This window comes from Klebsiella sp. GL120222-02 (genome assembly GCF_003097195.1).
GTDB lineage: Bacteria > Pseudomonadota > Gammaproteobacteria > Enterobacterales > Enterobacteriaceae > Klebsiella > Klebsiella variicola.
On sequence record NZ_QEQO01000010.1, the window covers coordinates 80,112 to 99,513 of the forward strand.

A 19,402-nucleotide genomic window follows, 5' to 3' on the forward strand; every position below is an offset into this window, starting at 1 on the left:
AATGAAACGAAACCCTCTGTTTTTACAGAGGGTTTTTTACTTTAGACATCCCTTCAATCCCGTCGTCCCAGAAGGTTATCTGGCAGGGTGAGGTTTCCCTGTGAATTCCCCATTTGCGGTTCCGGCAGATGTTCAGCTGGCCCATTTTTTGCCGCCGTCGGATGAAGGGCGGGAAATTTGCCCGGCTGTGCCTTGCCCGCCCCGCGCACCATCGCCAGCGCCAGTCCGGCAACGATCAACGTTAATCCGGTGGACACCCACATTCCGCCGATAATGCCCAGCCGGTGGTTCAGCCATGCGTAGGCAAAGGGTGAGGCAGCCGCCATCAGTTGCCCGGGGATTAGCAGGATACCGGTGCGGCAGGCATAGCTTTCTGCGCTAAACAGCGCCAGCGGTAGCGTCGCTTTGACAATCGTCACCAGCCCGTTAATCGCGCCATACCCCAGCACAAACCCGGCTGCAAACCCGGCATAAGCCGTGCTGCTCAATCCAAGGAGAAAACAGAGTGGCATGGCGAGCGCAGTAAAACGCGTCAGCGTGAGTGGGGTGACCCGGGGACCGGCCAGCACTTCCCCCAGCCGGGCGCCGGTCTGGCCGAATCCCCACAGCATACCGACGGCAACCGGCAGACCAAAGTGGCTGATAAACTCCGGCAGATGGGTGGAGGTGCCGTTAGAGATGAAGGTGATCAGCGCAATAAAGATCGCGTAACGCACTCCGTTACGCCGATCGCCCTCTGCTGTAGTCGTTGGGGCTATCATTTTCACCGATGTACTGAGTCGCTGGCGTGGCAACTGATAACTCAGACAGGCGCTCAGCAGGCCAAACAGCGCATAGATCCGCAGGGCATCCTGCCAGGACATGACGGTTAATAACGCCTCGCCCAGCGGCCAGAAGAGGGCAGAGGCCAGACCGCCAGCGAGAGTGATATGAGAGATAGTTTTCCGCGCCTGCTGACCGTACAGATTCACCACTGCGGCGAACAGCGCATCATACAGCGAGAGCCGCATGCCGATGCCGGTCAGCAGCCAGGCGCCGTACCAGCCGGCCAGCGAAGGGCGCCAGGCCATCATGGCGCAGCTGGCGGCTATCAGTAAGGTTCCGCTGGTGACCACCAGCCTTCCGCCAAAGCGAGCCAGCAGCCTGGCAACGAACGGAGAAACAGCGGCCATCATCAGCATGGCGAGCGTCAGGCCGAGATAGATCTGCGGTAAGGACCATCCTTTGTCGGCGGCGATAGCCCCGGCAAAGGTGCCGGGCATATAAAAAGAGATCCCCCAGTTGATCAGTTGCTGACCACCCGCGGTGAAGGCGAGCCGTCGGGGAATAGCGCGTGTTTCCATGGTTTTCATTCCGTTAAGGCAGTTGTCCTGAGCATACCCGGCAGGCTATTGTTCTGGCAGAGCGGCCACCTTATGTGCGGTATAAGAGAAACTTTGTATGACAACACTGAACCTGGGAAACCTGGCGACCTTCCGGCTGGTCGTACAGCGCGGCAGCTTTTCTGCCGCCGCCGACGCGCTGGGGATCTCCCAACCTGCCGTTAGCCTGCAGGTGCGTCAGCTGGAGCAGTTTTTACAGACCCGTTTGCTGGAGCGTACCGGCCGCGGGATCAAGGCGACGGCGGCGGGAATGGCACTGCTGGCCCACAGCGAGCAGATCGATCGGGCGGTGAATAGCGCAATGCAGTCGGTCAGCGCATTCAGTCAGGAAGTTAATGGGGCGGTAACGCTGGGGACCGGCGCGACGGCCTGCATTCATCTTCTCCCGCCGCTGCTGCAGCATCTTCGTCAGCAGTATCCGCTGTTGACGGTGGGGGTGACCACCGGCAACACGCTGGATATCGTCCGGGCGGTGGAGGAAAATCGCCTCGATCTCGGGCTGGTTACCTTGCCCGTACAGGGACGCAGTCTGGCGGTGACCTCAGTGGTTGACGAGGAGTTCGTGGTTATCCATGCCAGTCACGAGACGGGGACGCTGGCGGATTATACTCCTGCAGAACTGCTGGCGCTGCCGCTCATTGCCTTCGAAGCAGGCAGCGGCACCCGGGATCTGATTGACCGCTGGTTCCGCTCGGCGGGAGTGGCGGTCACGCCGGTGATGCAGTTGGGCAGCATCGAGGCGATTAAACGGATGGTGCGGGCAGGGCTGGGCTACAGCATCGTGCCCCGCATGGCGGTGGAGCAGGAGAAGGATCGCGACGGATTAAGCGTGCACTCGCTGGCGCCGCGGCTATATCGACAGCTGGCGGTAGTCATGCGTCAGGACAAAATTGTGACAAAAGGTATCGCAGAAATGCTGCGCCTGCTGCATGCCGTGCGCTGATAAATCGCCGACGGCAAAATTACCGCATCAAAGACAATACATCAGCAGCGAGCGACTCTGTCTGCGGAGTGTGGCGCTTCCAGTATTATAATCAAAGGATTACTCGCGAGCGGAGGGCTCGACGGTGAGTGAAGACTCCTGCGACGCTTTTTTATCCTGGTGATGGTACCAGGCGCCGATGGAGGAGTAGACAAAGCGTCCAAAGAAGAAGAGAAAGCTGATAAGCAGTACGATACGGGTCATGCGACGGTTAAATCGATGTCGTTTACGCATACTGGGTGCCTGACTCACAAAAGGTTCCTTGAAGTATACCCGAAGATGGGCGATGGGGGTATTAAGGCACAGGAACGAGGTGGGGTCAATTGATGCAGATGTAAAAGTGCCGCAGTGAAAACATTAATTAATGTTATATAAGATAATCATCGTATTTACATGCTCACTTTATTAGCAATAAAAAGGTAAAAAAATAAGTTTTATTAATGTTAGCGTCAGTATTTGTTGATTTATATCAACAGTCCCATTCTCTTGACCACTAAAATCAGCGAACATTACCGTATCGTTATTACTTATGCGGTCAGCATGGGGTGGTTGGATGCCTGCCTGAATATGCCTCGCAGGAGCAGAGGCTCTCTGTAGAGCACCTATGAATTTATTAAAATATTATCAACAATATCGCGACAAGTGGTGGGCTTTACCGCTTGTTCTGCCCTCGCTGTTATTACCCTTCGCCAGATGGGCGAATACCTACACCATGCTCAATGGCCACATGGTATTCCTTTATTATCTTCCTCTGGCATTAGTACTCAGCCTGATGATGTTTTTCGGTTGGGCGGCGATCCCGGGTATTATTATTGGCCTGCTGCTCACGCTGGCCCGAGGAATGACGCCCGAGCAGGCTATCGGCGTGTTGTTTCATTTTCTCATCCCCTGCGTGCTGTGCTGGGGCGGATATCGCATCTTTGTACCCCGGCGCCAGCAGGTCTCGCACGGTAACGTCAAACTGATGCCGCACCGTCTGTTCTGGCAGATGCTGCTTCCCTCGGTCATTTTTCTTATTCTGTCACAGATCGCTGAGTATCTGGGACTGCATCCACGTACGACGGAGATGACGGGGATTACGCCCTTTAGTTTACGGTCGTTAATCACCTTTCAGGCGTTGATGGTGGGGTGTCTGACGGGCGTGCCGCTGTGTTATTTTCTGCTACGGATAATTCGGAACCCTTTTCATGTTCGCGGATTTATTTCTCAGGTTCGCTTACAAATTGATCCAAAAATAAAAACAATTGAAATCATTTGCTGGGCGGCGATATTAATCCTGTTGCTGGGGCTATTATTGATGCCGCTTAATGATACCAGCACCATATTTAGTACGAATTATACGTTATCATTACTTATGCCGGTCATGCTCTGGGGAGCCATGCGTTTTGGCTATCGTTTTATCTCGCTGATCTGGACGCCGGTACTGATTGCCGTGATCCATTTTCATTACCGTTACTTACCGGTTTATCCAAGCTATAACACCCAACTGGCGATCACCTCCTCAAGCTATCTGGTTTTCTCGTTTATTGTCGCCTACACGGCGATGCTGGCGACACAGCAGCGGCTGATCTACGCTCGCGTCCGGCAGATGGCTTTCCTCGACCCGGTCGTACATATGCCTAATCTGCGGGCGCTGAGTCGGGCGCTCAACGGTGCGAGCTGGTCGACGCTCTGTTTTTTGCGCATTCCTGAGCTGGAACTGCTGGGCCGCCACTACGGCGTATTGTTACGCATTCAGTATAAGCAAATGCTGGCGAACCACCTGAGCGCGTTACTGCAGCCTAACGAAGCGGTGTATCACCTTGCCGGCCATGACTTGGTTTTTCGCCTCAACAGTGAAGGGCATCAGGCGCGTATTCATTTGATCGACCGCTCCCTGCGGCAGTTCCGTTTCTACTGGGACGGGGTTCCCCTCCAGCCGCGGATCGGCATGAGCTATTGCAACGTTCGCTCACCAGTCAAGCATCTGTATTTGCTGCTTGGCGAACTAAACACGATTGCCGACATGTCGCTGGCCAGCGGCCATCCGGAGAATATGCAGCGCCGCGGCGCTGGCCATGTTCAACAGGATCTGAAAGATAAAGTGGTGATGATGAATCGCATCCTCAAGGCGCTGGAGCAAGACCACTTCGTCCTGATGGCGCAGCCTATCCAGGGCATCCGCGGCGATAACTACCATGAAGTGTTGCTGAGGATGGAAGGGGAGTCGGGCGAACTGACGGGGCCAAACGCGTTCCTGCCGGTGGCGCACGAGTTTGGCCTCTCCTCTCGTGTGGATCAGTGGGTCATTGAGCACACGCTAGCCTTTATGGATACCCACCGGCGGGCACTGCCCGGTCTGCGGCTGGCGATCAATCTCTCTCCGGTCACGTTGAGCCGCAGCCAGTTTCCTCAGGAAGTCGAAGCGCTGCTGCAGACGTACAACATTGAGCCATGGCAGATTATTTTCGAATTGACCGAGAACTATGCACTCAGTAACCCTGAGCTGGTCTGTCAGACTTTAGAGCATCTGCGGGCGCTGGGCTGCCGGGTGGCGATCGATGATTTTGGTACCGGCTACGCCAGCTACGCCCGGTTAAAAACGATGAACGTCGACATTCTTAAAATCGACGGCAGCTTTATTCGCAATCTGCTTGCCAGCAGTCTCGATTACCAGGTGGTGGATTCTATTTGTCGTCTGGCGCGTATGAAGAACATGCAGGTGGTGGCTGAATATGTCGAGTCGCCGGAGATACGCCAGGCGGTCATCGCGCTGGGGATCGATTATTTGCAGGGCTACGATATCGGCGTACCGGTACCACTGGCGCAGCTGGCGGAAGGGATGACTGCCTGAAGCAGAAAAAAGCCGGGCGCGATGGCCCGGCCTGGGGAATATTCAGGAGCGCGGCTCAGGCGTCTGGCTCTTCTTCTGCAATCTTCAGCAGCCATTCCGGCACACCTTCCCAGTACTGCTGCTCTTTTTCCAGATCCAACAGCACCAGCGCATTCTGGCTAAACCAGTTGTGCGGGAAGGTCAGCGTCCAGTGGTGAGCTTCCGTCTGCAGCCGCAGGGTCGGCGGCGTGGTGGTGGCCTGACGCTGGTTATTCAGCAGCACGCCCAGGCGCAGCAGCTGGATCAGCGGCAGAAACTGCTTTTTCCTGAACAGCGTAAAGCGCGGCAGGTCGTCGAGTTTTATCGCTTTGCGATGATAGCGCACCAGGGTGGCCATCAGCATCTGCTGCTCCTGGTTGAAGCCCGGCAGGTCGCTGTTCTGCAGAATGTAGGCCGAGTGGCGATGCATACCGCTATGGTTGATATTCAGCCCTACCTCATGGAGCATCACCGCCCACTTCAACAGCGCCGCAAGGTGCGGATTGGCCAGCTTGGGGTTCTGTTCCTGCCACTGTTCCAGCATATGGGTGGTGGTTTCCAGCACCCGGCGTGCCTGTTCGCGATCGATATTGTACTGATTCGCCAGACTCTGCGCTGTGCGGCTACGAATATCCTGGTGGCGGAAACGGCCTTCCATTTCGTACAGCACGCCTTCACGCAGGGCGCCATCGGACAGACGAAGTTCTTTAATGGCTAGCGCGTCAAACACGCCGCACAGAATCGCCAGCCCCGGCGCAAAGACCGCTTTACGATCTTCAGAGAGGCCTGGCAGACTGAGCGCGTCGAAGTTTTTATGCTTCAGCAGCTCACTGACCAGCATTTCGAGGCGTTCCGGCGTAATAAACCCGTCCTTCTCACCCATGGCCACCAACACTTCCTGCGCAGCTTTAATGGTGCCGGAGGCGCCCAGCGCCACGGTCCAGCCCTGAATACGGAACTGCCAGGCCAGGGTTTCCAGTTTTTGTACCGCCGCCAGGCGAGCACGCTGGAAATTTTCTTTATTGATTGTCCCGCCAGGGAAGTAGGCTTGCGAGAAGCTCACGCAGCCCATGCGACGGCTTTCCACCAGGCGGGGCTCAAAATCTTCACCGATGACCAGCTCGGTCGAACCGCCGCCGATATCAATCACCAGCTTACGACCGCGCTCCGGCTGCGTATGCTCAACGCCCATAAAAATCAGGCGCGCTTCTTCATTGCCGGAGATGATCTCGATCGGGTAGGGGATCACTTTTTCCGCGCGTTTAAGAAACTCTGCCGCGTTGGTCGCCTGACGCAGCGTATGCGTCCCGACGATGCAGACGCTGGAAGGGGAGAACCCTTGCAGACGTTCAGCAAACAGCGACAGGCAGTTCAGCCCGCGGGTCATCGCTTCTTCGCTCAACACCGAGTTTTCATCAAGGCCATCGGCCAGATGCACGCGCTGTTTCAGGCGTCCAATGATCTGCATGGCGCCATCGACGACACGGGCGATCACCATATGAAAACTGTTCGAACCAAGGTCGACCGCAGCGAATTCCTGCGGCCGAGGGGTTATTTCGTTTATTGGCATAGGTTAGTCGGGTTGTTCGAGTGATTTGAGATAATCGTAAATCGCCATCTGTGCACGCACTTTACGGCGATTGCCGCGCGGCACATAGCGATTACTCAGTTCTTTATCAAGATAGCGCGCTTTTACCGTATCGTTGAACAAGATATCAAAAATATCCAGCACTCGCTGTTTCAGACGCGGGTCGAGCAGCGGGGCGGCAACTTCAATACGGTAATCGATGTTACGCGTCATCCAGTCGGCAGAGGAGAGCCAGACCTGTTTATCGCCACCGTTTTCAAAACAGTAGACCCGGTCGTGCTCGAGGAAACGGTCAACGATGCTAATGACGCGGATATTATCGCTGATGCCTTCCAGTCCAGGGATCAGCGAGCACATGCCGCGGATCAACAGATTGACCGGCACGCCGGAGCTGGAGGCGGCGTACAGTCTGTCCACCAGCCCTTTATCCACCAGGTTGTTCAGCTTCAGCGTAATCCCGGAGGGTTGCCCGTTCTGCGCATTGGCGATCTCGCGATCGATCATCTCATACAGCAGACGGCGCGAGTTCTGCGGCGACACCAGCAGGTAATCGAAGCTGACCGGGCGGTAGGGGTTTTCAATAAAGTTAAACACGCGGCGGACTTCATTGGTAATGCGCGCATCGGCGGTTAACAGCGAATAGTCGGTGTAGATCCGCGCGGTCTTCTCGTTAAAGTTACCGGTACCGATATGGGCGTAGCGCACCACCTCATCGCCTTCTTTACGCGAGATAAGGAACAGCTTGGCGTGGATCTTCAGACCCGGCGCGGAGAAGATCACGTGGACCCCCGCTTCCGTCAGGCGTTTCGCCCAGTGAATGTTAGCCTCTTCATCGAAGCGTGCCTGCAGCTCCACCACCACGGTGACTTTTTTACCGTTATGGGCGGCGTGGATCATCGCGTCAATGATGCGCGAATCTTTGGCTACACGGTAGATGTTGATTTTGATCGCCAGTACGCTGGGGTCGAACGAGGCCTGACGCAGCAGCTCCAGCACATGCTCAAAAGTGTGATAGGGATAGTAGAGCAGGACGTCGCGTTCGCGGATGGCGTCGAAGCCGTTGCGGAATTTATCAAACCACAGATGACGCAGGCGCGGCATAGGCTTATTGACCAGATTAGCCTTACCCACATTCGGGAAGCCGATAAAGTCTTTAAAGTTGTGGTAGCGGCCGCCCGGCAGCATCGAGTCGTAATTGGAGATGGAGAGCTTATCGCGCAGCATTTCGACCATCGCGTCCGGCATATCGCGCTGGTAGACGAAGCGAACCGGCTCGGCGGTTAAGCGCTGCTTGAGGCTGGAAGACATCAGCTCCATCAGGCTCGACTCCATCTCATGCACCAGATCGTACTCGGCGTCACGGGTCATTTTCATCGAGTAGGCGTTCAGCGCATCGTAATCAAAGAAGCCTTTAAAGATATCATCCAGGCAGTAGCGTAGGATGTTATCCAAGAGGATCATTGGTTTACGGCGGCGAGGCGCTTCCGGCGGCAGGTTTACGAAGCGCGGCACTTTGTCTGACGGAATTTCCAGCAGGGCATAGTTGATGTTTTCCCCGCGGATAATCTCCACCGCCAGATAGGTGTAATCATCTTTCAGGAACTGCACGAGGTCCGTTTCACGGTTAATCAGGATCGGCGAGATATGCTGACGCAAATACTGTTTGAAGTAGTTGCGCAGCCAGGCCTGCTGATTGACGGACAGCTGGCGCTCGTTGATGAGGAAGATCTGGTTGCGCGCCATCTCCAGCAGCAGTTCGTTATACAGACTATCGAATTCCTGATCGGCCTTCAGAACGCGGGCCTGGATTTTGCCTAACAGGTGGCGAGAATGGGCGGTACTGCCTTGTTCTTCACTGATAATAATCCGGCGCTTAAGCTCAGCGAAGCGCACTTTGTAAAACTCATCAAGGTTGTTGGAGTAGATCCCTAAGAAGCGCATGCGCTCAATCAGCGGGTTACTTTTGTCCGCCGCTTCCTGCAGCACGCGTTCGTTAAAAGACAACCAGCTGAGTTCTTTTTCGATGTATAGCTTTTCCTGGCCCATTACCGCTCACACTCCGTTTTACTCACAGGACGTAGACTATTATGACGAATTTTTCTGCATAGCGATTTACTGTGTCACAACAATATGACAGTAAGAAGAAATATTTCTGTGAGATGATTGATTAATAAACAATTTTAATTAAAAAAAAGCCCCGCGACAGGAAAAGGCGGGGCTGTTGTTCATTCTTCAGCGGCATAGCCCTGGGGCGGAAGTTGTCGTTCATCCAGCCAGGCGTGGTTGCCTGCCATGCGCAGACGCCCATCGACGAACCAGCTGATGACCAGCGGATAAATGGCATGTTCCTGGGCCTGAACCCGCGCCGTCACCTCATCTTCGCTGTCGCCAGCGAAGACCGGCACCTTGGCTTGCAGGATAACCGGACCGCCGTCCAGCTCATCAGTGACGAAGTGCACCGAGGTCCCATGTTCCTCATCACCGTTTTCCAGCACCTGACGATGAGTATGCAGGCCTGGATACTTCGGCAGTAACGAAGGATGGATGTTCAGCAGACGTCCCTGATAATGGCTGACGAACGCCGGGCTCAGGATACGCATATAGCCCGCCAGCACTACCAAATCCGGGGCGTAGGCGTCGATTTCATGCATCAGCTGACGATCGAATGCTTCCCGGTCAGCAAACTGACTTTGCGCCAGCGCGTGGGCCGGGATGCCGGCCGCGCGCGCGCGTTCAAGGCCGAACGCATCAGCCTTGTTACTGAATACCGCCCGCAGGGTGCCGTTTATCTGTTTCCGGCCGCAGGCGTCGATGATCGCCTGCAAATTGCTGCCGCTACCGGAAATCAGCACCACGATGTTTTTCATGCAATGACCACACGCTGTTCGGAATCGGAAGCTTTGATATACCCGATTTTCCACGCGTTTTCACCTTTCTCGTTCAGCAGGGCAATGGCCTTGTCTGCTTCTGCAGCCGGCAGGGCGATAACCATCCCCACGCCGCAGTTAAAGGTACGGTACATTTCATGCTGGCTGACGTTACCGGCGGTTTGCAGCCAGTTGAAGACGGACGGCCACTGCCAGGAGGACTCATCAATGATCGCCTGGGTGTTATCCGGCAGCACGCGCGGAATATTTTCCCAGAAACCGCCGCCGGTCAGGTGGGCGATAGCGTGGACGTCAACGCTGGCGATCAGATCGAGCACCGATTTCACATAGATGCGGGTTGGCGCCAGCAGATGGTCGGCCAGCGGTTTGCCGTCAAGGTCGGTGGTCTGCGGGTCAACGCCGCTAACCTCAATGATCTTACGCACCAGTGAATAGCCGTTAGAGTGCGGGCCGCTGGACGCCAGCGCCACCAGCACGTCGCCGTCGGCCACTTTGCTGCCGTCGATGATTTCTGATTTTTCCACCACCCCGACGCAGAAACCCGCTACGTCGTAATCTTCACCGTGATACATCCCTGGCATTTCTGCGGTTTCACCGCCCACCAGCGCGCAACCGGACTGCAGGCAGCCTTCGGCGATGCCGTTAATGACGCTGGCCGCGGTATCGACGTCCAGTTTACCGGTCGCGTAATAATCCAGGAAAAACAGCGGCTCAGCACCCTGAACCACCAGGTCGTTCACGCACATGGCGACCAGGTCGATGCCGATGGTGTCGTGACGCTTCAGATCCATTGCCAGACGCAGCTTGGTACCGACGCCGTCGGTGCCGGAGACCAGTACCGGCTCGCGGTATTTCTGCGGCAGTGCGCACAGCGCGCCGAATCCGCCCAGTCCCCCCATCACTTCCGGGCGACGGGTTTTCTTCACCACGCCCTTAATACGGTCGACGAGAGCGTTGCCTGCATCAATATCCACGCCGGCATCTTTATAGCTGAGAGAGGTTTTGTCGGTCACTGCGAAGTCTCCACGCGTTTGCGGTAAGCAAGAAAAATCGGCGCAATTCTAACAGGGAAAGCAAACGTTTGCGAGCCTGCTTTACAGTCGGCGTGAAACAGCGGATAGATGGTCAAATTTGATACTGCTCACGAAAATGAAACCGGGTACAGTCTTGTGCTTGCCTCAGCCTTAAGGAATCCTCATCATAAGACTGAAACCGGTTTCTGTGTTGGTTTGCCACGCATTTTGCCAGTGATTGACGCTGGTCAGGAGAGGGATGAATGAAAATTGCGGCATTTGATATCGGTGGCACCGCATTAAAGATGGGCGTGATGACCCGCGATGGCAGGCTACTGGAAAGCGCGAAGCAGTCGATCAATGACAGCGATGGCGATCATATCTTACAGGCAATGCTGTCATGGCTGGCGGCCCATCCGTCGTGTGAAGGGGTCGCCATCAGCGCGCCAGGCTATGTTGATCCGCACAGCGGCTTTATCACCATGGGCGGCGCTATTCGTCGATTTGATAACTTCGCCATGAAAGCATGGCTTGAAGCCCGGACCGGACTGCCGGTCTCAGTTGAAAATGATGCCAACTGTGTGCTGCTGGCCGAGCGCTGGCAGGGCAAAGCGGCGGAAATGGCCAATTTTCTGGTACTCACCATTGGCACCGGCATTGGTGGGGCGATTTATTGCCATCATCAGTTGGTTCACGGGGCGCGTTTTCGCGCCGGTGAGTTCGGCTACATGCTCACTGACCGTCCCGGCGGGCGCGATCCTCGTCGCTATTCGATGAATGAGAACTGCACCCTGCGAGTGCTACGCCATCGCTATGCGGAACATATCGCTGCGCCGCTGGAGAGCGTGACAGGCGAAATGATTTTTGACCGCTATGACGCCGGCGACCCGGTTTGCCAGCGTCTGGTCGCCGAGTTCTTCAATGGTCTGGGCCATGGCCTTTATAACCTCGTTAATATCTTCGATCCGCAGGCCATCTTTATCGGCGGCGGCATTGTGGAACGTCCAGGATTTCTGGCGCTGCTGCGCCAGCATCTGGCCTGGTTTGGCATTGCCGACTATCTCGATACCGTCAGTCACGGCAACGATGCCGGCCTGATTGGCGCGGTTTACCATTTCAATCAGCACTATCGTTCGCCTGGCGACGATCGACATTAGGGAGAGACTATGTCCGGATTTAAAGCAGATTTTCTGTGGGGCGGCGCGGTCGCCGCGCATCAGTTAGAGGGCGGCTGGCAGGAGGGCGGCAAGGGGATCAGCGTGGCGGATGTGATGACTGCCGGCGCCCACGGCGTGCCGCGTGAAATTACCGACGGCGTGGTGGCGGGGAAAAACTACCCGAACCATGAGGCGATCGATTTTTATCATCGTTATCCGGAGGACCTGGCGCTGTTTGCCGAGATGGGCTTCAAATGTTTTCGCACCTCGATTGCCTGGACGCGTATTTTCCCGCAGGGCGATGAGCTGGAGCCCAACGAGGCTGGCCTGCAGTTTTATGATGATCTGTTCGACGAATGCCTGAAGCACGGCATTGAGCCCGTGATTACGCTGTCGCATTTTGAAATGCCTTATCACCTGGTCACCGAGTATGGCGGCTGGCGCAACCGGAAGCTGATCGACTTTTTCGTGCGCTTTGCCAGGGTCGTCTTCACCCGCTATCAACATAAAGTGAAGTACTGGATGACCTTTAACGAGATCAACAACCAGGCCAACTTCCATGAGGACTTTGCCCCCTTCACCAACTCCGGTTTGAAATATTTGCCGGATGAAGACCGGGAACCGGTGATGTACCAGGCCGCGCACTATGAGCTGGTGGCCAGCGCCCTGGCGGTGAAAGCGGCGCGCGAGATCAACCCTGCACTGCAGATTGGCTGCATGATCGCTATGTGTCCGATCTATCCGCTGACCTGCGCCCCGGACGATATGATGATGGCGATGAACGCCATGCACCGCCGTTACTGGTTTACCGACGTTCACGTGCGCGGCCGCTATCCGCAGCATCTGCTCAACTATTTTGCCCGCCGCGGCTTTACCCTGGATATCACCGAAGCCGATCGCCTGGCGTTAACCGAGGGCTGTGTCGACTACATTGGCTTTAGCTACTATATGTCGTTCGCTACCAAAGCCACCGAAGACAACCCCTTGCTCGACTATGATGAAACCACCAGCCTGGTCTCCAACCCGTACGTCAAAAAGTCGGACTGGGGCTGGCAGATTGACCCGGTTGGCCTGCGCTATTCGCTGAACTGGTTCTGGGATCACTACCAGTTGCCGCTGTTTATTGTCGAAAATGGTTTTGGCGCGATCGATGTCCGTGAAGCGGACGGCAGCGTCAATGACCAGTATCGTATCGATTATCTCTCCGCCCATATCGCGGAGATGAAAAAGGCGGTGGTCGAGGATGGCGTTGATCTGATGGGCTACACCCCGTGGGGCTGTATCGATCTGGTTTCCGCCGGCACAGGGGAAATGAAAAAACGCTACGGCTTCATTTATGTCGATAAAGATAATGAAGGCAATGGCTCGCTGGCTCGCAGCCGGAAAAAGTCCTTTGCCTGGTATCAACAGGTGATTGCCAGCAACGGGGAGAACCTGTCGTAGTCGGGTGGCGCTAACGCTTAACCGACCTACAATACACGTAGGCCCGCGTAAGCGTATGGACTGCACCCCGCACCCAAGCCGGAGCCTTGCCTCCGGTTTTTTTGTCTCTAAATCACTTTGCTTGATATACGTCAAGCAAGATGGGTATGGCACAATCCGCAAAAAGCGGTATAATCCCGCGATTTTTTTGTGGCCGCCCCTCAGAGGAGAAAGAGAATGAAGATTGTGGAAGTCAAACACCCACTCGTCAAACACAAGCTGGGCCTGATGCGCGAGCACGACATCAGCACCAAACGCTTCCGTGAACTCGCCTCAGAAGTGGGCAGCTTACTGACTTATGAAGCCACCGCCGACCTGGCGACCGAGAAAGTGACCATCGAAGGCTGGAATGGCCCGGTGGAAGTTGAGCAGATCAAGGGCAAGAAAATTACCGTTGTGCCTATCCTCCGCGCAGGCCTTGGCATGATGGAAGGGGTGCTGGAGCACGTCCCCAGCGCGCGTATCAGCGTGGTGGGTATCTATCGTAATGAAGAGACTCTCGAGCCGGTACCTTACTTCCAGAAGCTGGTGTCCAACATTGATGAGCGTATGGCGCTGGTGGTTGATCCGATGCTGGCCACCGGTGGGTCGATGATCGCCACTATCGATCTGCTGAAAAACGCCGGCTGCACCAGCATCAAGGTGCTGGTACTGGTGGCGGCGCCGGAAGGGATTGCCGCGCTGGAGAAAGCGCACCCGGACGTTGAGCTGTACACCGCCTCTGTCGATAAGGGACTGAATGAACACGGGTATATCATTCCCGGTCTCGGCGATGCCGGCGACAAGATCTTTGGTACGAAATAATCGAATAACGATAAATAAGCCGACTTTGAAAGTCGGCTTTTTTTTGAATAAAACACACATAACTAACCATCTCAGAGGAAAACACTATGACGCGCCGTGCTATCGGGGTGAGTGAAAGACCGCCGCTTTTACAGACTATCCCGCTTAGTTTGCAGCACCTGTTTGCTATGTTTGGCGCAACGGTGCTGGTGCCAATCCTGTTCCACATCAACCCGGCCACCGTCCTGCTGTTTAACGGTATTGGTACGCTGTTGTACCTCTTTATCTGTAAAGGCAAAATCCCGGCGTATCTGGGATCGAGTTTCGCCTTTATTTCTCCAGTACTGCTGCTGTTGCCGCTGGGCTACGAAGTGGCGCTGGGTGGTTTTATTATGTGCGGCGTGCTGTTCTGCCTCGTCTCCTTTATTGTCAAAAAAGCCGGTACCGGCTGGCTGGATGTGATGTTCCCGCCGGCGGCGATGGGCGCCATCGTGGCGGTTATCGGCCTCGAACTGGCGGGTGTGGCGGCTAATATGGCCGGGCTGCTGCCAGCCGACGGTCAAGCCCCCGACAGCAAAACCATTATTATTTCGATGGTAACGCTGGCGGTGACGGTATTTGGTTCTGTGCTGTTCCGCGGCTTCCTGGCGATTATTCCAATCCTGATTGGCGTGCTGGTGGGCTATGCGTTGTCGTTTGTGATGGGGGTGGTCGATACCACCCCGATCGCCGAGGCGCACTGGTTCGCGCTGCCGACCTTCTACACGCCGCGCTTTGAGTGGTTTGCTATCTTCACCATTCTGCCCGCCGCGCTGGTGGTGATTGCTGAGCACGTCGGGCACCTGGTGGTGACCGCCAATATCGTTAAGCGCGATCTGATCCGCGACCCGGGTCTGCATCGTTCGATGTTTGCCAACGGCCTGTCGACGATCATCTCCGGCTTCTTTGGTTCGACGCCCAACACCACCTACGGTGAAAATATCGGCGTGATGGCGATTACCCGGGTTTACAGTACCTGGGTTATTGGCGGCGCGGCGATCATTGCGATTCTGCTCTCCTGCGTCGGCAAACTGGCGGCGGCTATCCAGATCATTCCGGTACCGGTGATGGGGGGCGTTTCGCTGCTGCTGTACGGGGTGATCGGCGCCTCGGGGATCCGCGTACTGATTGAATCGAAGGTGGATTACAGTAAAGCGCAGAATCTGATCCTCACCTCCGTGATCCTGATCATCGGCGTCAGCGGCGCTAAAGTACACATTGGCGCCGCCGAGCTGAAAGGGATGGCGCTGGCGACCATCGTGGGCATCGCGCTGAGCCTGATTTTCAAGCTTATCAGCGTCCTGCGTCCGGAAGAGGTGGTCCTCGACGCGGCGGATAGCGAAGAGGTTAAATAACGATCTCCTGACCGGGCGGCGATCCCGCCCGGTTCTCTCCTGACCTAAATCTGTGGTAAACTCTCCGCGTTTTTCTGTAAGCCTATGTTGAGGTCCATCTGAACGCACCGGCACAGCTCTCTTTGCCACTGTATCTTCCTGACGACGAAACCTTCGCAAGTTTCTGGCCGGGTGATAATCCTTCCCTACTTGCTGCCCTCCAGAACGTACTGCGCCAGGAACACAGCGGGTACATTTATATCTGGTCACGTGAAGGGGCAGGTCGCAGCCACCTGTTACACGCCGCCTGCGCCGAGCTTTCCCAGCGCGGGGATGCGGTGGGCTACGTGCCGCTGGATAAACGGACGTGGTTTGTGCCCGAGGTACTGGAGGGGATGGAACAGCTGGCGCTGGTCTGCATTGATAATATTGAATGCGTCGCCGGGGATGAGCCCTGGGAAATGGCCATCTTTAATCTCTACAACCGGATCCTGGAATCAGGCAAAACCCGACTGCTGATCACCGGCGATCGGCCGCCGCGGCAGCTGAATCTTGGTCTGCCGGACCTCGCCTCACGGCTGGACTGGGGGCAGATCTATAAGCTGCAGCCGCTGTCGGATGAAGACAAACTGCAGGCGCTGCAGCTACGCGCCAGACTGCGCGGCTTCGAGATGCCGGAAGACGTGTGCCGCTTCCTGCTGAAGCGGCTGGATCGCGAGATGCGCTCGCTGTTTATGACCCTCGATCAGCTGGATCACGCCTCGATTACCGCCCAGCGCAAGCTGACGATCCCCTTCGTGAAAGAGATCCTTAAGCTCTAGTCCGCCAGTGGGGCCAGCTCCTGCTCCGTCAGTCCGGTCAGATGAGCGACCAGATCGCGCGCCAGGCCACTGTGTAGCATGGCGGCGGCGATACGCTGTGCCTCTTCTTTCCGGCCTTCCTGTCGCCCCTGCGCCAGTCCCCGCTCCAGTCCCTGTTGCTCGAGATATTCCGCAATCGTCATCAACGTCTCCTTATGTTGCGGCGTACGTAACGCCAGTTCGCGTATGAACTTGATCGGCTCGCGCGTATTGCCTGCCTGCACCAGATAGTGCATCAGGGCTTGTACCTGCGATTGTGTCGCCAGTCCAGTCAATAATAATTCGCTCAGCTTGTCGAGGAGCTGCGCCAGATCGCGTTGTCGAATATGTTTTTGCAGTAACTCCAGCGTTGCCATGCGCTGGTGGGTGGCAATGTCGTCATCCGGAATGACGGTAATGTCCGCCAGCGGAAACGCTTCGTGATAAAGACGGTTGGCCAGTTCCGGGGCGGCGAATTCATCGAGCCAGCGTAGAGAGTATGGGTAGGGGCTGGCCAGACCGTGGTAGAAGAGGACAGGGATCACCAGCGGTAGTTGATCGTGACCGGCATCGAGATGACGCTGCATGGCGGCGATGGCATAGCGCATCAGACGAAAGGCCATATGCCGGTCGGGCGTGCTCTGGTGTTCGATAAGCGCATAAATATAACCGTCTCCCGCCGTGGTTTTCAGGGAATACAAAATGTCGGCATAAAAGGGGCGCAGATCGTCTTCGACAAAATGCCCCGACTCGAGATGCAGCGTACGCAGATCGCATACTTTAAGCAGCGTTTCGGGCAGATACAGTTGCAGGAAATCGCGGGCGGTATCGGGATGGGAGAGGTAGGTTTTAAACACCGCGTCATGGGGCGTGGAGGTCGGTTTTTTCATGTTCATCCGTCCAGTGGATTGAGCGATAGATGAACAGTAGCATCGTCCGGCGGGCGGGAGGGATTGGCGTGGAAGATCTGGAATCGGCCACGTAAAAAAAGCGCCGCGAAAGCGCGGCGCAGGTGGGTTAGCTTACGATCTCAAGGACCTGCTCCGGCGGGCGGCCAATACGCGCCTGGCCGCGGCTGACGACGATAGGGCGTTCAATGAGCTTAGGATTGTCGACCATCGCCTGAATCAGCGCCGCGTCGCTAAGCGCCTGGTCGGCAAGATTGAGCGATTTGTACAGATCCTCCTTCTGGCGCATGAGCTCGCGGGGGCTCTCCATACCCAGCAGCTGCAGCAGCTCACGCAGCGTATCGGCATCCGGCGGTGTGTCGAGATAAAGCACCACCTGTGGATCGATGCCGCGGCTCTGCAGCAGGCTCAGCGTTTCGCGGCTCTTCGAGCAGCGTGGGTTATGGTAAATTGTTACCGCGTCGGTCATGGGGTCTCCTTACATTTTTTGATAGGGGCGGAAGCGGGCCTGCAGATCGCGTAGCTGGTCGATACGGGCATCGTAACGCGCCTGCTGCAGGCTACCAAGTTTCACCTGCGAGCTGGCGCTGCTGAGCAGGGAAATCGCCTGTTCCAGCTGACCGACGAGCGCCATGCTTTCTGCCCGCGCCGCCAGCTCCTGGTCGCGATTGCCCAGCGCGCCTTCCGCCTGGGCCAGCAGATCCCAGCCGTTGCCATCCTCTTTATTGGTAAAGGTATACCGGTTCAAAATGGTCGCCGCTTCCCCGGGCTGTCCGCCCTGCAGCAAGGCGTTGGCCAGGTTCAGCTGCAGTACCGGATTGGTGCGCAGCTCGCGGGCGTTTTTAAGGCGATTGATGGCGTCGCTGGTTTTCTTCTGCCCGAGGTCGATATCCGTGGCCAGGTCGAGATACCAGGCATTTTGCGGGTCGGCGCTGAGCAGCGGCTGCAGCGTTTTGCGTGCCTGGTCAAAGTTGTTGCTTTCCATCGCCAGCAGAGCGCGACCATACTGGGCGGCATGCTGTTGGCGAATATTGCCCTTATCCCAGGCGTTCAGCAGATCGGTGCCCAGCTTGTTGTCGCCGTTGGTGTACATCCCGAGGGTACGCGCCTTCGCCAGATAGAAGTCCGCTGAGGACTGTACCACCACCGGGCGCATCTGGTTGGCGCGGTTACGGGCATCGGCCAGTCGGCTTTCCGGCAGGGGGTGGGTGAGCAGCATTTCCGGCGGTCGCGTCGAGTAGCGCGACTCGTCAAGCAGTTTACCCATAAACATCGGCATAGCCTGTGGGTCGAATCCCGAGCGTTGCAGAACCTGAATGCCAATCCGGTCGGCCTCTTCTTCGTTCTGGCGGGTGAAGCTGATCATGCCCTGTTGGGTACCGGCCAGCGTCCCGGTCAGCGCCGCCATCCCGGCCTGCGGGCTGGCCATCGCCAGCAGAATCGAACCCAGGGCACCGACCCAGGTGAGCGGCGCATTGCGCTTCTGATCTTCCATCGCGCGGGCGAGATGCCGCTGCGTAACGTGGGAGATTTCGTGCGCCATGACAGAGGCCAGTTCGCTCTCATTATCAGAGTAGCGGAACAGGGCGGAGTGGAGGACCACGTTGCCGCCAAAGAAGGCGAAGGCGTTGATTTGGTCGTTATTAATCAAATAGAAATGGAACGGGGTGCGCACTGAGTTGGCGTGTGCCACCAGACGCATGCCCAGCCCGTTGATATATTGTACCAGCAGGGGATCGTTAATCAGCGGCGCACTGCCGCGCAGCTGGCGCACATAGTAATCCCCCATCTGCATTTCCTGACCAATCGACAGCGTGCTTCCTGCAGAGGTCCCCATGTCCGGCAGCGTATCTGCGGAGTCAGCAAAAGCAGGGCCTATCGAACCCAGCGTCAGCGAGGCGATGACGGTCGCCACCAGCGTTTTCTTCAACTGCCTGAACATAACCTCTGTCCTGTAATGTGGGTGTGCCAGTTTGACCGATTGTGCGACGCAATGTTCCCTGGCCGCATCCCAGCGAGTTTAGCTGGCGTTGGCCGCCTTGAAAATATGATCTTCACGGCGGAGAACGGTTTGTCTGCGGCGCATCAAAAAGCGAAGTCTTTTTTGTGACATTTCGATACAATTCCCCGGATTGTCGCCGCTTGGCCCTTCAGGG

At 56.4% G+C, this 19,402-nt stretch carries 16 protein-coding genes and 1 pseudogene; 8 read left to right on the top strand and 9 right to left on the bottom strand.

The genetic code is table 11. The features are described from left to right. Positions 1–53: 53 nt before the first annotated feature. Entirely contained in the window at positions 54–1,343 is a 1,290-nt protein-coding gene (locus N438_RS24085) for an MFS transporter (protein WP_042947033.1), read from the bottom strand. Between the two features lie 72 nt (positions 1,344–1,415). Here N438_RS24085 and N438_RS24090 point away from each other — a divergent pair. Next, positions 1,416–2,325: pseudogene (locus N438_RS24090) on the top strand (LysR family transcriptional regulator). Between the two features lie 99 nt (positions 2,326–2,424). Here the strand turns inward: N438_RS24090 and N438_RS24095 are convergent. Continuing rightward, positions 2,425–2,598 carry a YfgG family protein gene (locus N438_RS24095; protein ID WP_012967451.1) on the bottom strand — a complete coding sequence of 58 codons (174 nt, stop codon included), beginning with the start codon at positions 2,596–2,598 and terminating at the stop codon, positions 2,425–2,427. Between the two features lie 370 nt (positions 2,599–2,968). On the opposite strand from N438_RS24095, the gene N438_RS24100 reads away from it, so the two are divergent. Further along, on the top strand, positions 2,969–5,197 hold the full coding sequence (locus N438_RS24100) for an EAL domain-containing protein (protein WP_012967452.1): 2,229 nt from the start codon (positions 2,969–2,971) through the stop codon (positions 5,195–5,197). Positions 5,198–5,252: 55 nt separating this feature from the next. Here N438_RS24100 and ppx read toward each other — a convergent pair whose 3' ends face one another. From ppx to purM, 4 genes are all read right to left on the bottom strand, one after another. Next, the gene (gene ppx / locus N438_RS24105) at positions 5,253–6,785 is read right to left on the bottom strand and encodes an exopolyphosphatase (RefSeq protein ID WP_008803823.1); all 1,533 of its coding nucleotides are present in this window, start codon (positions 6,783–6,785) and stop codon (positions 5,253–5,255) included. Positions 6,786–6,788: 3 nt separating this feature from the next. Then, positions 6,789–8,849, bottom strand: coding sequence for a polyphosphate kinase 1 (ppk1, locus tag N438_RS24110; protein ID WP_004890441.1), 2,061 nt, complete (start codon positions 8,847–8,849; stop codon positions 6,789–6,791). A gap of 179 nt (positions 8,850–9,028) precedes the next feature. Next, positions 9,029–9,670 carry a phosphoribosylglycinamide formyltransferase gene (gene purN, locus N438_RS24115; protein WP_012540904.1) on the bottom strand — a complete coding sequence of 214 codons (642 nt, stop codon included), beginning with the start codon at positions 9,668–9,670 and terminating at the stop codon, positions 9,029–9,031. Then, positions 9,667–10,704, bottom strand: coding sequence for a phosphoribosylformylglycinamidine cyclo-ligase (gene purM / locus N438_RS24120; protein WP_008803825.1), 1,038 nt, complete (start codon positions 10,702–10,704; stop codon positions 9,667–9,669). The genes purN and purM overlap by 4 nt, the downstream gene beginning before the upstream one ends. A 263-nt stretch (positions 10,705–10,967) precedes the next feature. Here purM and bglK point away from each other — a divergent pair, with 263 nt between their 5' ends. The 5 genes from bglK (at position 10,968) to N438_RS24145 (ending at position 16,320) form a co-directional block, all read left to right on the top strand. Further along, positions 10,968–11,861, top strand: a complete 894-nt coding sequence (gene bglK, locus N438_RS24125) for a beta-glucoside kinase BglK (RefSeq protein ID WP_008803826.1) — start codon at positions 10,968–10,970, stop codon at positions 11,859–11,861. Positions 11,862–11,870: 9 nt separating this feature from the next. Next, positions 11,871–13,304 (top strand): 6-phospho-beta-glucosidase, encoded by a 1,434-nt coding sequence (locus tag N438_RS24130; RefSeq protein ID WP_032755110.1) that lies wholly within the window; start codon positions 11,871–11,873, stop codon positions 13,302–13,304. A 216-nt stretch (positions 13,305–13,520) separates the two neighbouring features. Next, positions 13,521–14,147 (top strand): uracil phosphoribosyltransferase, encoded by a 627-nt coding sequence (gene upp, locus N438_RS24135; protein WP_004201927.1) that lies wholly within the window; start codon positions 13,521–13,523, stop codon positions 14,145–14,147. Between the two features lie 86 nt (positions 14,148–14,233). Continuing rightward, the gene (gene uraA, locus N438_RS24140) at positions 14,234–15,520 is read left to right on the top strand and encodes a uracil permease (RefSeq protein WP_012540908.1); all 1,287 of its coding nucleotides are present in this window, start codon (positions 14,234–14,236) and stop codon (positions 15,518–15,520) included. 98 nt (positions 15,521–15,618) lie between these two features. Further along, positions 15,619–16,320, top strand: coding sequence for a DnaA inactivator Hda (locus N438_RS24145; protein ID WP_020947395.1), 702 nt, complete (start codon positions 15,619–15,621; stop codon positions 16,318–16,320). On the opposite strand, the gene N438_RS24150 is transcribed toward N438_RS24145, so the two are convergent. From N438_RS24150 to bepA, 3 genes are all read right to left on the bottom strand, one after another. Then, positions 16,317–17,228, bottom strand: coding sequence for an Rpn family recombination-promoting nuclease/putative transposase (locus N438_RS24150; RefSeq protein WP_012540909.1), 912 nt, complete (start codon positions 17,226–17,228; stop codon positions 16,317–16,319). The genes N438_RS24145 and N438_RS24150 overlap by 4 nt on opposite strands. A 127-nt stretch (positions 17,229–17,355) precedes the next feature. Next, a complete protein-coding gene (gene arsC, locus N438_RS24155) occupies positions 17,356–17,715 on the bottom strand; it encodes an arsenate reductase (glutaredoxin) (protein WP_008803830.1) in 360 nt (119 codons plus the stop codon). A gap of 9 nt (positions 17,716–17,724) precedes the next feature. Then, the gene (gene bepA / locus N438_RS24160; RefSeq protein WP_008803831.1) at positions 17,725–19,188 is read right to left on the bottom strand and encodes a beta-barrel assembly-enhancing protease; all 1,464 of its coding nucleotides are present in this window, start codon (positions 19,186–19,188) and stop codon (positions 17,725–17,727) included. A 51-nt stretch (positions 19,189–19,239) separates the two neighbouring features. Here bepA and N438_RS28425 point away from each other — a divergent pair, with 51 nt between their 5' ends. After that, complete coding sequence (locus tag N438_RS28425) at positions 19,240–19,356, top strand: hypothetical protein (protein ID WP_012540910.1); 117 nt, start codon at positions 19,240–19,242, stop codon at positions 19,354–19,356. The last annotated feature ends 46 nt before the right edge of the window (positions 19,357–19,402 follow it).

Bases quoted from the DNA above. Each gene is read 5' to 3' on its own strand.
- uraA (WP_012540908.1), top strand. From the start codon at position 14,234: ATGACGCGCCGTGCTATCGGGGTGAGTGAAAGACCGCCGCTTTTACAG.
- bepA (WP_008803831.1), bottom strand. From the start codon at position 19,188: ATGTTCAGGCAGTTGAAGAAAACGCTGGTGGCGACCGTCATCGCCTCG.
- N438_RS24095 (WP_012967451.1), bottom strand. From the start codon at position 2,598: ATGCGTAAACGACATCGATTTAACCGTCGCATGACCCGTATCGTACTG.
- N438_RS28425 (WP_012540910.1), top strand. From the start codon at position 19,240: ATGTTCCCTGGCCGCATCCCAGCGAGTTTAGCTGGCGTTGGCCGCCTT.
- bglK (WP_008803826.1), top strand. From the start codon at position 10,968: ATGAAAATTGCGGCATTTGATATCGGTGGCACCGCATTAAAGATGGGC.
- N438_RS24085 (WP_042947033.1), bottom strand. From the start codon at position 1,343: ATGGAAACACGCGCTATTCCCCGACGGCTCGCCTTCACCGCGGGTGGT.
- purN (WP_012540904.1), bottom strand. From the start codon at position 9,670: ATGAAAAACATCGTGGTGCTGATTTCCGGTAGCGGCAGCAATTTGCAG.
- N438_RS24100 (WP_012967452.1), top strand. From the start codon at position 2,969: ATGAATTTATTAAAATATTATCAACAATATCGCGACAAGTGGTGGGCT.
- ppk1 (WP_004890441.1), bottom strand. From the start codon at position 8,849: ATGGGCCAGGAAAAGCTATACATCGAAAAAGAACTCAGCTGGTTGTCT.
- N438_RS24150 (WP_012540909.1), bottom strand. From the start codon at position 17,228: ATGAAAAAACCGACCTCCACGCCCCATGACGCGGTGTTTAAAACCTAC.
- ppx (WP_008803823.1), bottom strand. From the start codon at position 6,785: ATGCCAATAAACGAAATAACCCCTCGGCCGCAGGAATTCGCTGCGGTC.
- upp (WP_004201927.1), top strand. From the start codon at position 13,521: ATGAAGATTGTGGAAGTCAAACACCCACTCGTCAAACACAAGCTGGGC.
- N438_RS24130 (WP_032755110.1), top strand. From the start codon at position 11,871: ATGTCCGGATTTAAAGCAGATTTTCTGTGGGGCGGCGCGGTCGCCGCG.
- arsC (WP_008803830.1), bottom strand. From the start codon at position 17,715: ATGACCGACGCGGTAACAATTTACCATAACCCACGCTGCTCGAAGAGC.